Genomic DNA, 13,650 nt, shown 5'->3' on the forward strand with positions numbered 1-13,650 from the left:
GACTCCTTCTTCTCGTCGTCGTTGTCGTCGTCGCCCGGGATGTAGACGTCCTGGACGGTCACGTTGACCTCGGCGACCTCCATGCCGACGATCTGCTCGAGGGCACGTGCCACACCGGAGCGGACGCCGTCGGCGACCTGCTGGAGGGCGACCGGGTACTCGGCGACGATCACGACGTCAGCGGCAACCTGCTTCTCGCCGACCTCGACCTTGACGCCCTGGCCGAAGTCGCGCTGGCCGATCGCGTCGCGGATCGCACCGATCGCACGGGCCGCACCGGTGCCGAGCGAGTGCACGCCGTTGACCTCGCGGGCCGCGATGCCGGCGACCTTCGCGACGACCGTGTCATCGATGACGGTCTTGCCCGAGGCGCTGGACGAGCTCGCTGCGGCGGTGCGCGGCGTGGTGGTGGTCGAGGTGGTCGTGGTGTCAGCCATGGTTGCTCCTTCCGTGTCCCGCCGGGCGTTCCCAGCGGTTGCTGTTCACGGATGAGACGGGGCACCACCGACCGTCGTCACGGCGGTCTGAGAGGAATCAGTGGACTCCCAGGAAGGGTCGCGGAGCGCACTGATTCCTGTACCCCCGCGGGGGACACGGACGACCAGGACGCGGGAAACGGCTGCCTCAGTGCGTCCGGACTGCGGCCGGCTCCGGAGCCTTCCGTCGCCGGACCGCGGCGACGTAGGCGCTCGGCGTCGTGCCGTGTTCGGCCTGGAACAGCTGCTGGAGTCGACGCGGTCGGACACCGGCGGCCTCGGCGATCCGGGACACCGTCAGGCGGTCGTCGACGTGCTGCTCGATGAACGCGACCGCGAGCCGGAGTCGCGCGCTCGACCGGTCACGGAGCGTCGCCGCCGGGTCCTCGCCGAAGCGCTCCCGGTAGTCGCGTGCGAACCGCCCCGGGTTGGTGAAGCCCCAGCGGGCGGACACGGCCGACACGGTCTGGTCATCGCCCTGGAGCAGCTCGTCCCGGACCCGGTCGAGTCGGTGGTCGCGGAGGAACCGGCGCGGACTCGTGCCCATCGTGCGGGCGAACACCTCCTGGAGGCCGCGTTCGCTCAGCCCGCAGGACGCCGCGATGCGGGCGACGGACGGACGTTCGGCGCCGTGCTCCTCGATGAAGCGCACGGCGTCCCGCAGCCGGTTCGCCACCGGCACGTCGTCCCCGCGGTTCCGGATCGGGAACGTGTCGAGCACCACGGTCGCCAGCCGGCGGTTGAGGGCCGTCCGCATGGGCCCGGTCACGCGCTCGTCCAGGAGGGAGCACTGCAGTTCGCGGAGCAGCCGACGGAGTGGCTCACGTCGTGCGATCGCCTCGTCCTGCTGGTCGAAGAGCAGCGGGCCGTCGGGCAGCCGGAAGCCGAGCTGCTGTCCGACCTCCCGGAGGAACGAGTCAGCGACGTGGATGCCGTGGTAGATCGTGCCGGACGACTCGAAGCGGTACGCCTCGGACGCGGATGCGATGTACGGCGTTCCCGGTCGGACGACCCGCGTCCGGTCCGGGAAGTGCATCTCGAGCTCGCCCTCGGTCAGCCAGAACACCACGTGGTCGGTCCGCGGTCCGATCACCCCGCCACGGCGGCCACCGAGGGCCCGCATCGAGCGGAGGGTGAGGTCGTCGTCACCGACGACCGTGTACTCGTAGCGGGTGTCCTGCGTCGCGTAGGTCTCACTCGCGAACTGCCGCCCGGCGTACTCGGACGTGAAGATCGTGCCGTAGTCCGTGCCGTCGTCGTGCGTGTACCGCGCTTTCCGGAACCCGTTGGACGACGCGGTGCTCATGGGGACTGCTTACACGATCGGGGTGGACAACCGCCCCCCCCGACGGGCGTGACTCGATCCGTGGGAGCCGACCCGTGCCTCTCCCCACCGGCACGGCCGGACCGCCGCTGGCGCGTCGCTCCGGAACCGGCGGCGTGGGCCCTGTCCGGGTGTCGTGGTCCCGCGACCTGGTGACCCGGAATACCCCAGGGGGGTACCCTGTTGTCGTGGGCGGAGGAACCATGCACGAGGACACGCACGCGCACGTCGGGTACATCGGCGACAAGGACGACCTGCTCAAGCGGCTCCGCCGCGCCGAGGGCCAGGTGCGCGGCATCGCGCGCATGGTCGAGGACGAGACGTACTGCATCGACGTCCTCACCCAGATCTCCGCGGCGAACCGTGCGCTCGAACGGGTGGCACTCTCGCTGCTCGAGGACCACCTCAAGCACTGCGTCGCCGAGGCCGTCGCCGAGGGCGGCGAGGCCGCCGACCAGAAGGTGCGCGAGGCGAGCGACGCGATCGCCCGCCTCGTCCGCTCCTGAACCGACCGAACCCGATGGAGGGAACCAGCATGACCACCGAGACCCTGCTCGTCACCGGCATGACCTGCGAGCACTGCGTGATGAGCGTCACCGAGGAACTGTCCGAGGTCGACGGCGTCCAGGGCGTCGAGGTCGACCTCGTGCCCGGCGGTTCGTCGACCGTCACGGTCACCTCGGACGCGCCCGTCGACGACGACGTCCTCCGCAGCGCGGTCGCGGAAGCGGGGTACGAGGTCGTGCGGTCGTGAGCGACGTTGAGCTCGACATCACGGGCATGACCTGCGCCTCGTGCGCGAACCGCATCGAGCGGAAGCTCGGCAAGCTCCCCGGGGTCACGGCCACGGTCAACTACGCGACCGAGAAGGCGCAGGTGCGTGTCGAGGACGCCGCCGACGTCGACGTCGACCGGCTCATCGCCACCGTCGCGTCGGCGGGCTACGGGGCGACGGTCCCGACTCCGCCAGCGGCACCCACGGACACGCCGCGCGCGGACGACGAGACGACACTGCTCAGACGACGTCTCGTGGTGTCGGCGGTGCTCGCGCTCCCGGTCGTCGTGCTCTCGATGGTGCCGGTCCTGCAGTTCCCGAACTGGCAGTGGGCGGCGCTCGCCCTCGCCGCGCCCGTCGCCGTGTGGGGCGCCCTGCCGTTCCACCGTGCCGCATGGGTGAACGCGCGGCACGGTGCCGCGACGATGGACACCCTCGTCAGTGTCGGCGTGGCCGCGGCCTTCCTGTGGTCGCTGTACGCGCTGTTCCTCGGCGACGCCGGGATGCCCGGCATGCACATGTCGTTCTCGTGGTTCGCCGCCGATCCGGAGGGGACCGAGCTCTACCTCGAGGTCGCGTCCGCCGTGACGGTCTTCGTGCTCGCCGGGCGGTACATGGAGGCCCGCGCGAAGCGGGAGTCCGGGGCGGCGCTGCGGGCGTTGCTCGAACTCGGAGCGAAGGACGCGTCCGTGCTCCGCGGTGGGGACGAGTCGCGCGTGCCGGTGTCGTCCCTCGTCGTCGGTGACGTGGTGGTCGTCCGGCCGGGCGAGCGCATCCCGAGCGACGGCGTCGTCCGGGCGGGGTCGTCGGCGGTCGACCTCAGCATGCTCACGGGCGAAGCGGTCCCGGTCGAGGTCCGGACCGGCGACCACGTCACCGGGGCGACCGTGAACGTCGGCGGCCGGCTCGAGGTGACGACCACCGCGGTCGGTGCCGAGACGGAGCTTGCCCGCATCGGACGGCTCGTCGAGGAGGCCCAGACCGGCAAGGCCGACGTGCAGCGGCTGGCCGACCGGGTGTCCGGGGTGTTCGTGCCCGTGCTCATCGGACTCGCACTGCTCGCGTTCGTCGGCTGGCTCGTCCTCGGTGGCTCCGTCACGGCCGCGTTCACGGCTGCGGTGGCGACGCTCATCATCGCCTGCCCGTGCGCGCTCGGACTCGCGACACCCACGGCCCTGCTCGTCGGGACCGGACGGGGATCGCAGCTCGGCATCCTGATCGGCGGTCCGGAGGTGCTCGAGCGCACCCGGACGGTCGACACGATCGTGCTCGACAAGACCGGGACGGTGACGACGGGTGCGATGACCGTGCGGGCCGTCGTGCCCGCGGACGGCGCTGGACCCCTACCCCGACTCCGCGACGTCGACCTGCTCGCCCTGGCCGCCGCCGTCGAGGACGGCTCCGAGCACCCCGTTGCCCGGGCAGTGGTCGCTGCTGCACGACACCGCGGTGTCGAGGTCGTCCGCGCCGACGACTTCGTCGCGACCCCGGGTGCCGGTGTCCAGGCCGTCGTCGACGGCGACGCCGTGTTCGTCGGCGGCCTGGAATGGGTGCGCGACGCGTGGGCGGTCGACGTCCCGTCGGACACGGTGGACGCGGTCGCTCGTGCGGAGGCCGACGGAGCCACCGCCGTCGTGGTCGCGCGGAACGGCGCAGTCCTCGGCGTGGTCGTGGTCGGGGACACCGTGAAGGACGAGTCGGCGATCGCGGTCGAGCGCTTCCGCGCGCTCGGCCTGCGCCCGGTGCTCCTCACGGGTGACAACGGCGGTGCCGCACGGGTGGTGGCCGACGCCGTGGGCATCGACGAGGTGCACGCCCGGGCGACCCCCGCGTCGAAGCTCGACACCGTGCGGCGGATGCAGGCCCAGGGCCGGGTCGTCGCGATGGTCGGCGACGGCGTGAACGACGCGGCAGCGCTCGCGGCGGCCGACCTCGGCATCGCGATGGGTGCCGGGACGGACGCGGCGATCGCCGCGAGCGACATCACCGTGGTGAGCGGCCGGCTGACGGTCGTGGCGGACGCCGTCCGGTTGTCCCGCTCGACCCTGCGCACGATCAAGGGGAACCTGTTCTGGGCCTTCGCGTACAACGTGGCGGCGATCCCGCTCGCGATGGCGGGACTCCTGAACCCGGTGCTCGCGGGGGCGGCGATGGCGTTCTCGTCGGTGTTCGTCGTCACCAACAGCCTGCGACTGCGGCGGTTCCGACCGACGGCCTGATGCTCGACGGCCTGATACTCGACGGCCCGACGCTCGCCGGCTGCCGCGGCAGGATGGGCACATGCGTTCCCTGCCCGGAGTCCTCGGTACCGCAGCGCCCGTCCACGTCGCACCGATGGCCGGCGGCCCGAGCGCGCCCGGCCTCGTGGTCGCCGCAGCCAGCGCCGGGCACCTCGCGCAGCTCGCCGCCGGGTACCAGACGGTCGACGCCATGACCTCGCAGGTCGCGGCGGTCCGAGCAGCCGGCGTTGAGGCCTTCGGGGTGAACCTCTTCGTCCCGAACCCGGTCCCGGTCGACCCGGAGGCGTACGAGGCCTACCGCGCCGAGCTCGAGCACGAGGCCGGCCGGACACTGCCGCCCCGCCACGAGGACGACGACGCCTGGTCGGACAAGGTCGCGGCGCTCCTCGACGACCCCGTCCCGGTCGTCTCGTTCACGTTCGGCCTGCCCGACACGTCGGTCGTGCGGGCGTTCCGGCGTCGCGGCGTCGTCACGGTGCAGTCGGTGACGGACCCCGTCGAGGCGGTCGCGGCAGCGGAGCGTGGCGTCGACGTCCTGCTCGTCCAGGGGGAGGCCGCCGGTGGGCACTCCGCCGTGCTCGATCCGCGGGTGCCCGTGCGGGCGGTGCCGCTCGTGGAGCTGGTCCGGTCCGTGGTGACGGCGACGCCGCTGCCGGTCGTCGCGGCCGGCGGCATCGGCGGGGCGGAGGACGTCGGCGAGCAGCTTGCGGCCGGAGCCTCGGCGGTCGCCGTGGGCACCGCCGTGCTGCGGACCGACGAGGCGGAGACGTCGCCGACCCACCGCGCAGCGCTCGCGGACGCGGCCTTCGACCGCACGGTGCTCACGCGGGCCTTCACGGGTCGCCCGGCCCGGGCCCTCGCGAACGCCTTCACCCGCGCGCACCCGGACGCGCCGCTCGGCTACCCGGCGCTGCACCACCTCACGCGGCCGCTCCGGACCGACGCCGCCGCGAGCGGCGATCCGCACCGCCTGCACCTGTGGGCGGGTCGTGCCTGGCGGGCCGCGTCCGACGGTCCGGTCGCCGACGCCCTGGAGGCGCTGCTCGCCTGACCCGGGCACGCTGCGGGCGCCGAGGTGGTCCGGATCCGGCACCTGTCCTGCACAGGCGGGGCCCGGCGAGGGTCCGTCCACAGCGAACGCGGACTGTGCGCGGGCGCACCGCGACGGCACTACGCTCGAACGTGGTCCGCGACGCAGTGCTGCGGTGACCGGCGGACTGTGTTCCCACGTGATCCAGGAGGACCCCTCGTGACCGAATCCGCTCCCGTCGACCCCACATCGACCGACGGCTGGAAGAAGCTCGCCGCCATCGCCGACGGCTTCACCCCGGACCTGCGTGGGTGGTTCGACAGCGACCCCGAGCGTGCTGCGAAGTACACGTTCCAGGCCGCCGACCTCACCGTCGACCTGTCCAAGGGCCTCGTGACCGAGGAGATCCTCGCCGACCTGCTGCAGGTCGCCGAGGACACCGGCGTCGCCGAGCGCTTCCGCGCGATGCTCGCCGGTGAGCACATCAACGTCACCGAGGACCGCGCCGTCCTCCACACGGCGCTCCGTCGCCCGGCCGGAGCCTCCCCGGCGCTCGTCGTCGACGGGCAGGACGTCGACGCCGACGTGCACGCGACGCTCGACAAGGTCTACGCGTTCGCCGAGCAGATCCGCTCCGGCGCCTGGACCGGCGTGACCGGCAAGCGGATCGAGACCGTCGTCAACATCGGGATCGGCGGCTCCGACCTCGGGCCGGTCATGGTCTACGAGGCCCTCAAGCCGTACGTGCAGCAGGGGCTCGAGGCCCGCTTCGTCTCGAACATCGACCCGGCCGACATCTACGAGAAGACCGCCGACCTCGACCCCGAGACGACGCTCTTCATCGTCGCGTCGAAGACCTTCGGCACGCTCGAGACCCTGACGAACGCCCGGCTCGCACGCCAGTGGCTCTGGGAGCGTCTCGGGCTCACCGACGGCTCCGACGAGGACAAGGCGAACGCGGTCGCGAAGCACTTCGTCGCCGTCTCGACCGCCCTCGACAAGGTCGCCGCGTTCGGCATCGACCCGGAGAACGCCTTCGGCTTCTGGGACTGGGTGGGCGGCCGCTACTCGGTCGACTCCGCGATCGGCACCGCCGTGGTCGTCGCGATCGGCAAGGAGAACTGGGAGCAGTTCCTCGCCGGGTTCCACGCGATCGACGAGCACGTCCGCACGACCCCGCTCGAGCAGAACGTCCCCGTCCTGATGGGGCTGCTCAACGTCTGGTACTCGAACTTCCTCGGTGCCCAGAGCCACGCGGTGCTGCCGTACACGCAGTACCTGCACCGCTTCCCGGCCTACCTGCAGCAGCTCACCATGGAGTCGAACGGCAAGCGCGTCCGCTGGGACGGCAGCCCGGTGACGACCTCCACCGGTGAGGTCTTCTGGGGCGAGCCCGGAACGAACGGCCAGCACGCGTTCTACCAGCTCATCCACCAGGGCACGAACCTCGTCCCGGCGGACTTCATCACGATCGCGAACCCGCCGCGTCCCCTCACGGACGAGACCGGCGACGGCAAGGGCGTCCAGCCGGGCACCGACGTGCACACCCTGTTCCTCGCAAACTTCTTCGCGCAGACCAAGGCGCTCGCGTTCGGCAAGACCGCCGACGAGGTCCGCGCCGAGGGCACCACGGACGAGGGGATCGTCGCCGCGCGCACGTTCCCGGGCAACAAGCCGACCGCGTCGATCCTCGCGCCGGAGCTCACCCCGAGCGTCCTCGGGCAGCTCATCGCGCTGTACGAGCACATCGTGTTCACCGAGGGCACCATCTGGGGCATCGACTCGTTCGACCAGTGGGGCGTGGAGCTCGGCAAGCAGCTGGCGCTGCAGGTCACCCCGGCCGTGGAGGGCGACCGCGATGCGCTCGACGCGCAGGACTCCTCGACCAAGGCGCTCATCGCGAAGTACCTGGAGCTGCGGAAGTAGCACGCGACCGGACAGCAGACGGGCGCACCCCGCTCGGCGGCGACGCGGAGCGTCGTGCGGGGTGCGCCGAGCGAGCCTGCGAGCGAGGGGCGGATCCGCCACGGGCCTCCCGTCTGCACGCACGCACGTGCGGGTCGGATCTGGGCCGAATCTCGACGTGAGCGACAGTTCTCGGTGCGCGCACACCGAGAAGTGTCGCTGAGTCCGAGATTCGGGCCAGGCGCTCTGAGACTCGGGCCGTGACGGCTGCGGGTCAGCGCGCCAGTGGGTCGAGGTTGAGCGTCGTTCCCTCGTAGAGGTACTGGTCGTCGCCGAACACCTGCACGCCCTCGTTCAACCACACGAGCGCGCGCACGCTGATGCCGAACCGCGCCGCGACGTCACCGATGAGGTCGTCCGGCGCCACGACGTACGACCTCGGCGCGCCACTCGGCGTCGTCGCCGTGACCTTCCCGGCAGCGTTCGACCGCGCACCACCGTCGACGGGTCGCACGTTCGTCGTCCGTGCGGGCACCGACCAGCGAACCGTCGTCACGGCGAGGACCTTGCCGGGGCCGAGCTCGACCGGGACCCCGGCGTCCGGCCCGGCGGACGAGTACGTCACGAGGGTGGTGAGCCCGGACGGGTCGACGCCCGAACCGTCGAGCGGCACCGTCGCCGAGGATCCCGGTGCCGCGGTCGCGCCGCCGAGCTGGTGGTCGCCGACGCCACGGTAGGTGAGACCGTCGCCGACCGCCCGCGGCTTCTCGAACAGGGAGACCGACACCGGGACGGGCAGCGTCGACGTGAAGCCGGAGTACTGCGCCGAGAACGTGTCGTCCCCGTCGGAGACCATGCGGAAGTGGAAGTGGACGCTGCCGAGCGGTGACGCGACGTTCCCCTCCGCCACGACCGTGCCGGCGGCGATCCGGCTCAGGGTCGGCGCGGGAGCCGCCGCTTCCGACGGCTCGGGGGTCGGTGTCCGCGGGTGTGCCGATGCCTCGAGCAGGGCCTCGGCCGACGACTCGTCCGGCGTCGGGGTCGGGCTCGCGGAGACGCTCGCGGACGGCGAGGTGCGCGTCGGTTCCGGAACGGGCTCCGGACTCCGCAGCAGCGCGCAGCTGCTCAGCGTCACGGCGCCGATCGTCACGAGCCCCAGTGCGGCGGCAGTCCTCGGTGCTTTCCTCATGGTTCCCCCTCCGGCGCGATGCTAACCGGGCGAGGGCGCCAGCGCGAACCGGGTCGGTGGCTCGGAGCGGTCGGCGAGGAGGTTCCGCCTGGTGCGGTCGACGATCCCGAGGAGGACCGCGTCGTCGTCGTGAGCGCGCGCGAGGACCAGCGCGCCCTGGATCGCCGCGACCGCGTCGAGCGCGCGTTCGGCTGCTTCGTCGGCGGGGAGCCCGCCGGTGCGCAGCGCGGTCGCGAGGGCATCGACCCAGTCGGTGAAGTACTGCCGCACGGGGCCGGTGAACGCTCCCTGCTCGTCGCCCAGTGAGATCGCTGCGAACAGGCACACACGCTCACGGGAGACGAAGTACCCCGCGACTTCCTCCGCCATCGCGCCGATCGCCTCCGCTGGGTCCTCGGCGGTGCGCAGCGGAGCGTAGACGTGTTCCTCGAACCACTCGCCGACCTGGTCGAGCACGGCGGCCGCCATGTCGGTCTTGCCGTTCGGGAAGAAGTGGTACAGGCTGCCGCGGCCGACACCGGTCTCCTGCTGGATGACGGAGAGCGATCCGCCGTCGAAGCCACGCCGGCGGAACACCCCCGCGAGGGCGAGGACGACGTCCGACCGGTCGAGGACGGTCCGGGCCATCAGAGCCCGAGCTCGCTGAGGCCCGGGTGGTCGGTCGGGCGCGGGCCGGAGGCGTCCCAGAAGAACTTGCGCTCCGACTCGTCGATCGGGACGTCGTTGATCGAAGCGTGGCGGTGGGTCATCAGACCATCCTCGTCGAACTTCCAGTTCTCGTTGCCGTACGCACGGAACCACTGTCCGCCGGCGTCGTGGTACTCGTACGCGAAGCGCACGGCGATGACGTCGTCCGTGTACGCCCAGACCTCCTTGATGAGGCGGTAGTCGAGCTCTCGCTCCCACTTGTCGGCGAGGAACGCCACGATCGCGGGGCGGCCCTGCACGAAGGTCGAGCGGTTCCGCCACCAGCTGTCCTCGCTGTAGGCGAGGGAGATCCGCTCGGGATCGCGGGTGTTCCACGCGTCCTCGGCGGCTCGGGCCTTGACGGCGGCGGATCCGGCGGTGAACGGGGGGAGCGGTGGTCGGGGCATCGCGGGTTCCTCCGGTCGGCTTGTACCGTTCGACACAGTTTGTACCGATCGGTTTTGTGTGTACCAAAAGGTACAGACCAAGGGGAGCTCCTGTCAACCACGACTCTCGTCGGTCGCTCGCTGTCGGCCGCAGGCGTTAGCGTCGTCGGCATGGACCGTTCCGAGATCCTCGCCGCAGCAGCAGCCGCCCACGCCGCCCGCATCGCCGAGTCCGGCGGGGACGACGCTGCGGCCCGAGCGCGAGCCGAGTCGGTCGCGGCACGCGATGCCCTGGCCGACGATGCCGCCCGGGATGCCGCTCGTCGACGGTCCGACGAATCCGCCCGCGCCGCCGACCGCACCGAGGGGGTGCTGTCGGACTGGCACCGGATGGGTACCCGTCGCGGTGTCAGCCCCGACGAGCAGGTCCGCTCCGCGTGGTCGATCGCCGGTGTCCCCGAGCAGGGTGGTGCCCGAGCCCTCGCGAACGTGCTGCTGTCCACAGCGGGGCACGCCGGCCGTGTCGCCGACGCCGCTCGGCGCGACCCGAAGCTCGCCGGGGCCGCGAGTGCTGCGGCACGCCGAACGGTGCGTCGGTACACGGACCACGGTGCGGGCATGGCCTCACTGGGGGACGTCCTCGGTGACGAGTCCCCGCGGCGGGAGCCGGACGAGCACTGACCGTTTGGACCGCTCCGACACTGATCAGGGCTTTTATGGACCGATCCAATTGCCCTGACGACAGAATGACTGATTGACAGGACATGGATTCGGGTTACGATCGCTCCACGCGATGAAGCGCGATCACGGACGAAGGAGTCACCGAATGGTCGACATCAAGCCGACAGCACCGGCTGTCGCACTGCCCCCCGTCGGCACGGGGCCGCACCGCCGCCGCCTCGGCGTGCTGGCCCTCGTCGCCACCTTCGGCGGCCTGCTCTTCGGGTACGACACCGGTGTCATCAACGGTGCCCTGAACCCGATGAAGGCCGAGCTCGGCCTGACGAACCTCACCGAGGGCGTCGTCACGAGCTCCCTGCTGTTCGGCGCGGCGATCGGCGCGATGCTCGGCGGTCGGGTCGCCGACGGGTGGGGGCGCCGGAAGACGATCATCCTGCTCGCCGTCGCGTTCTTCGTCGGCACCCTCATCTGCGTCTTCGCCCCGTCCTTCGGCGTGATCGTGGTCGGCCGCGTGCTGCTCGGACTCGCGGTGGGCGGTGCGTCGACGGTGGTGCCGGTGTTCCTCGCCGAGTTGGCGCCCTACGAGATCCGCGGCTCGCTGTCCGGCCGCAACGAGCTCATGATCGTGATCGGGCAGCTCGCCGCGTTCGTGGTGAACGCGATCATCGGCAGCCTCTGGGGTGAGGGTGGTGGCGTCTGGCGCGTCATGCTCGCCGTCTGTGCCCTCCCTGCGATCGCGCTGTTCGTCGGCATGCTGCGGGTACCAGAGTCGCCGCGGTGGCTCGCGTCGAAGGGGCGCAACGACGAGGCCCTCGAGGTGCTCGGACAGATCCGCTCGAAGGAGCGCGCGACGGCGGAGCTCGAGGACATCAAGCGGACGAACGAGTTCGAGGCGAAGGTCCAGCGGCAGAGCGGGTGGCGCACGCTGCTCGGCAACAAGTGGCTCATCCGCATCGTGCTCATCGGCGCGGGGCTCGGCGTCGCCCAGCAGCTCACCGGCATCAACTCGATCATGTACTACGGCCAGACGGTCCTCATCGAGTCCGGCTTCGAGGCGCAGGCAGCGCTCATCGCCAACATCGCTCCCGGTGTCATCGCCGTGATCGGTGGTGTGATCGCCCTCGCGAACATGGAGCGCATCAACCGGCGGACCACGCTCCTCATCGGGTTCTCGCTGACCACCGTGTGCCACTTCCTCATCGGCATCGCCTCGATGCTGCTCGTGACGGGCAACCCGGCGCGCCCGTGGGTGATCCTGTTCCTCGTCGTCGCCTTCGTCGGATCGATGCAGACCTTCCTCAACATCGCCGTGTGGGTCGTCCTGTCGGAGATCTTCCCGACGCAGATCCGCGCGCTCGGCATGGGCATCGCGGTGTTCTGCCTCTGGATCGCGAACGCGTTCCTCGGTCTGTACTTCCCGACGATCGTGGCGGCGACCGGCATCACCGGGACGTTCTTCGGCTTCGCGGTCGTCGGCGTCCTCGCTCTGCTCTTCATCTGGAAGTTCGTGCCGGAGAGCCGCGGCCGCACCCTCGAGGAGGTCGAAGAGGGCGTCACCACCGGCAACATCTTCGTGGTCGACAAGAAGAAGGCGCGCGCCTGACCGCGCACGACTGACGGACGGGAGGCCCGTGGCGGATCCGCCACGGGCCTCCCGTCCGTCAGTCAGCCGGCTGAGAGCAGCGTGGTGACCCGACCGTAGGCTCGTCCTGTCGTTGTACGCGTACAAGTCGAGGTGGTGGCCGTGGTCGAGCTCGGGATCCATGCCTTCCCGTCCCCGCTCACCGCGCTCTGCGCGGTGCTCCTGGTCGTCGCGGTCGGTTGCGCGGCGTTCGTCGCCGTCGACGTCGTCCGGCACCCGCCGCAGATGCGGGTGATGGCGCTCGTCTGGCCACTGACGATGTTGTTCGGCAGCGTCGTCTGGCTCGTGATCTACCTCCGACGCGGGAGGGCGACCGCGCCGGACCACGGCCGGTGGGCCGGGACGGCGATCGACACGAGCCACTGTGGCGCGGGGTGTGCCCTCGGCGACCTGGTGGGCGAGTTCGGGCTCGCCTGGTTCCCGGCGATCGGTGCCGTCGTCGGGCTGGGTTCGCTCTACCAGGACCGCATGGTCGCAGGGTGGATCGTGGACTTCGTCCTCGCCTACCTGCTCGGCATCGGCTTCCAGTACTTCGCCATCGCCCCGATGCGCGGACTCGGCGTCCGTGCCGGGCTCGTCGCCGCCCTCAAGGCCGACACGCTGAGCATCGTCGCGTGGCAGATCGGGATGTACGGGCTCATGGCCGTGTGGCAGCTCGTGGTGTTCCCCGCGCTCTTCGGCGGGCGGGCGAGTGTCTTCTCGCCGGAGTTCTGGGTGGCGATGCAGCTCGCCATGGTCGCCGGGTTCGTGTGTGCCTACCCGGTGAACGCCTGGCTGGTGCGTCGCGGGATCAAGGAAGCCATGTGACGGGCTGCGAGGATGGTGGGCATGGCTGAGATCGACGAGGTGCTCGCGGCGTCCCGAGGGCTGCTCGGCATCGTCGCGCGTTCGCTGACGCCCGCTCTCGAGCACGTCACCGTCCCGCAGTTCCGGCTGATCGTGCTCGTCACCACGCTGGGGCCGACCCGTGCCGGCGACCTCGCCGAGCGTCTGGCGGTCGAACCCTCCACGCTGACGCGCAACGTCGACCGCCTCGTGGCCGGAGGTTGGGTCGAGCGCCGGCCGGGTGCTGCGAACCGGCGTGAGGTGCTGGTGGCCGCGACGGACCGCGGTCGGGCGCTCGTCGACGAGGTCAGCGCGCGACGGAGCCGTGAGCTGGCGGAGGTGCTGGAGCGGGTGCCCGAGGCGGAGCGGCCCGCGGTGGTCGCCGGGATGCGGGCGCTGCGGACGGCGATGGACGAGCCGCTGCCGGAGGAGGTCTCGGCCTTCGGGGGCTGACCCAGCAGTGCTCGCCTCCCTGTAGTTGCACGCGTAC

14 protein-coding genes are annotated in these 13,650 nt (G+C 71.4%); 9 read left to right on the forward strand and 5 right to left on the reverse strand.

Features of this window, described 5'->3' with window-relative positions; all coding sequences use genetic code 11:
* Together ACIPYW_RS08170 and ACIPYW_RS08175 are read right to left on the reverse strand one after the other, a co-directional pair.
* Nucleotides 1-437, reverse strand: a 437-nt coding sequence (locus tag ACIPYW_RS08170) for an Asp23/Gls24 family envelope stress response protein (protein ID WP_400412544.1), incomplete at its 3' end; no start/stop codon positions are given.
* A 187-nt stretch (nucleotides 438-624) separates the two neighbouring features.
* Entirely contained in the window at nucleotides 625-1,782 is a 1,158-nt protein-coding gene (locus tag ACIPYW_RS08175) for a helix-turn-helix domain-containing protein (RefSeq protein ID WP_400412546.1), read from the reverse strand.
* Nucleotides 1,783-2,003: 221 nt separating this feature from the next.
* Between ACIPYW_RS08175 and ACIPYW_RS08180 the strand changes: the two genes are divergently transcribed.
* The 5 genes from ACIPYW_RS08180 to pgi all read left to right on the forward strand — a co-directional run bounded on the left by ACIPYW_RS08180 (nucleotide 2,004) and on the right by pgi (nucleotide 7,771).
* Nucleotides 2,004-2,306, forward strand: a complete 303-nt coding sequence (locus ACIPYW_RS08180) for a metal-sensitive transcriptional regulator (RefSeq protein ID WP_400413569.1) — start codon at nucleotides 2,004-2,006, stop codon at nucleotides 2,304-2,306.
* 29 nt (nucleotides 2,307-2,335) lie between these two features.
* A complete protein-coding gene (locus tag ACIPYW_RS08185; protein ID WP_400412547.1) occupies nucleotides 2,336-2,554 on the forward strand; it encodes a heavy-metal-associated domain-containing protein in 219 nt (72 codons plus the stop codon).
* Complete coding sequence (locus ACIPYW_RS08190) at nucleotides 2,551-4,794, forward strand: heavy metal translocating P-type ATPase (protein WP_400412548.1); 2,244 nt, start codon at nucleotides 2,551-2,553, stop codon at nucleotides 4,792-4,794. Before ACIPYW_RS08185 ends, ACIPYW_RS08190 begins: the two co-directional genes overlap by 4 nt.
* A 61-nt stretch (nucleotides 4,795-4,855) precedes the next feature.
* Nucleotides 4,856-5,866, forward strand: coding sequence for a nitronate monooxygenase (locus ACIPYW_RS08195; protein WP_400412550.1), 1,011 nt, complete (start codon nucleotides 4,856-4,858; stop codon nucleotides 5,864-5,866).
* 198 nt (nucleotides 5,867-6,064) lie between these two features.
* Nucleotides 6,065-7,771, forward strand: a complete 1,707-nt coding sequence (pgi, locus tag ACIPYW_RS08200) for a glucose-6-phosphate isomerase (RefSeq protein WP_400412551.1) — start codon at nucleotides 6,065-6,067, stop codon at nucleotides 7,769-7,771.
* A gap of 253 nt (nucleotides 7,772-8,024) precedes the next feature.
* Here pgi and ACIPYW_RS08205 read toward each other — a convergent pair whose 3' ends face one another.
* From ACIPYW_RS08205 to ACIPYW_RS08215, 3 genes are read right to left on the reverse strand one after another with little or no spacing between them, the layout of a single operon-like run.
* A complete protein-coding gene (locus ACIPYW_RS08205) occupies nucleotides 8,025-8,939 on the reverse strand; it encodes a LysM domain-containing protein (RefSeq protein WP_400412552.1) in 915 nt (304 codons plus the stop codon).
* A 21-nt stretch (nucleotides 8,940-8,960) separates the two neighbouring features.
* Entirely contained in the window at nucleotides 8,961-9,566 is a 606-nt protein-coding gene (locus ACIPYW_RS08210; protein WP_400412554.1) for a TetR/AcrR family transcriptional regulator, read from the reverse strand.
* The gene (locus ACIPYW_RS08215; protein ID WP_400412556.1) at nucleotides 9,566-10,033 is read right to left on the reverse strand and encodes a DUF1348 family protein; all 468 of its coding nucleotides are present in this window, start codon (nucleotides 10,031-10,033) and stop codon (nucleotides 9,566-9,568) included. Before ACIPYW_RS08215 ends, ACIPYW_RS08210 begins: the two co-directional genes overlap by 1 nt.
* A 150-nt stretch (nucleotides 10,034-10,183) precedes the next feature.
* On the opposite strand from ACIPYW_RS08215, the gene ACIPYW_RS08220 reads away from it, so the two are divergent.
* The 4 genes from ACIPYW_RS08220 to ACIPYW_RS08235 all read left to right on the forward strand — a co-directional run bounded on the left by ACIPYW_RS08220 (nucleotide 10,184) and on the right by ACIPYW_RS08235 (nucleotide 13,613).
* Nucleotides 10,184-10,693, forward strand: a complete 510-nt coding sequence (locus tag ACIPYW_RS08220) for a hypothetical protein (RefSeq protein WP_400412558.1) — start codon at nucleotides 10,184-10,186, stop codon at nucleotides 10,691-10,693.
* A 145-nt stretch (nucleotides 10,694-10,838) separates the two neighbouring features.
* Complete coding sequence (locus ACIPYW_RS08225) at nucleotides 10,839-12,296, forward strand: sugar porter family MFS transporter (RefSeq protein ID WP_400412560.1); 1,458 nt, start codon at nucleotides 10,839-10,841, stop codon at nucleotides 12,294-12,296.
* Nucleotides 12,297-12,437: 141 nt separating this feature from the next.
* Complete coding sequence (locus ACIPYW_RS08230) at nucleotides 12,438-13,142, forward strand: DUF4396 domain-containing protein (protein ID WP_400412562.1); 705 nt, start codon at nucleotides 12,438-12,440, stop codon at nucleotides 13,140-13,142.
* Between the two features lie 21 nt (nucleotides 13,143-13,163).
* Nucleotides 13,164-13,613, forward strand: a complete 450-nt coding sequence (locus ACIPYW_RS08235) for a MarR family winged helix-turn-helix transcriptional regulator (RefSeq protein WP_290133991.1) — start codon at nucleotides 13,164-13,166, stop codon at nucleotides 13,611-13,613.
* Nucleotides 13,614-13,650: the final 37 nt, after the last annotated feature.

The sequence above is a fragment of the Curtobacterium sp. NPDC089689 genome (assembly GCF_044749145.1).
Taxonomy (GTDB): Bacteria; Actinomycetota; Actinomycetes; order Actinomycetales; family Microbacteriaceae; genus Curtobacterium.

What these genes read in the sequence shown, in the direction of transcription:
- ACIPYW_RS08175 (WP_400412546.1), bottom strand. Translation starts at nt 1,782, where the DNA reads ATGAGCACCGCGTCGTCCAACGGGTTCCGGAAAGCGCGGTACACGCAC.
- ACIPYW_RS08180 (WP_400413569.1), top strand. Translation starts at nt 2,004, where the DNA reads ATGCACGAGGACACGCACGCGCACGTCGGGTACATCGGCGACAAGGAC.
- ACIPYW_RS08185 (WP_400412547.1), top strand. Translation starts at nt 2,336, where the DNA reads ATGACCACCGAGACCCTGCTCGTCACCGGCATGACCTGCGAGCACTGC.
- ACIPYW_RS08195 (WP_400412550.1), top strand. Translation starts at nt 4,856, where the DNA reads ATGCGTTCCCTGCCCGGAGTCCTCGGTACCGCAGCGCCCGTCCACGTC.
- ACIPYW_RS08205 (WP_400412552.1), bottom strand. Translation starts at nt 8,939, where the DNA reads ATGAGGAAAGCACCGAGGACTGCCGCCGCACTGGGGCTCGTGACGATC.
- ACIPYW_RS08210 (WP_400412554.1), bottom strand. Translation starts at nt 9,566, where the DNA reads ATGGCCCGGACCGTCCTCGACCGGTCGGACGTCGTCCTCGCCCTCGCG.
- ACIPYW_RS08215 (WP_400412556.1), bottom strand. Translation starts at nt 10,033, where the DNA reads ATGCCCCGACCACCGCTCCCCCCGTTCACCGCCGGATCCGCCGCCGTC.
- ACIPYW_RS08220 (WP_400412558.1), top strand. Translation starts at nt 10,184, where the DNA reads ATGGACCGTTCCGAGATCCTCGCCGCAGCAGCAGCCGCCCACGCCGCC.
- ACIPYW_RS08225 (WP_400412560.1), top strand. Translation starts at nt 10,839, where the DNA reads ATGGTCGACATCAAGCCGACAGCACCGGCTGTCGCACTGCCCCCCGTC.
- ACIPYW_RS08235 (WP_290133991.1), top strand. Translation starts at nt 13,164, where the DNA reads ATGGCTGAGATCGACGAGGTGCTCGCGGCGTCCCGAGGGCTGCTCGGC.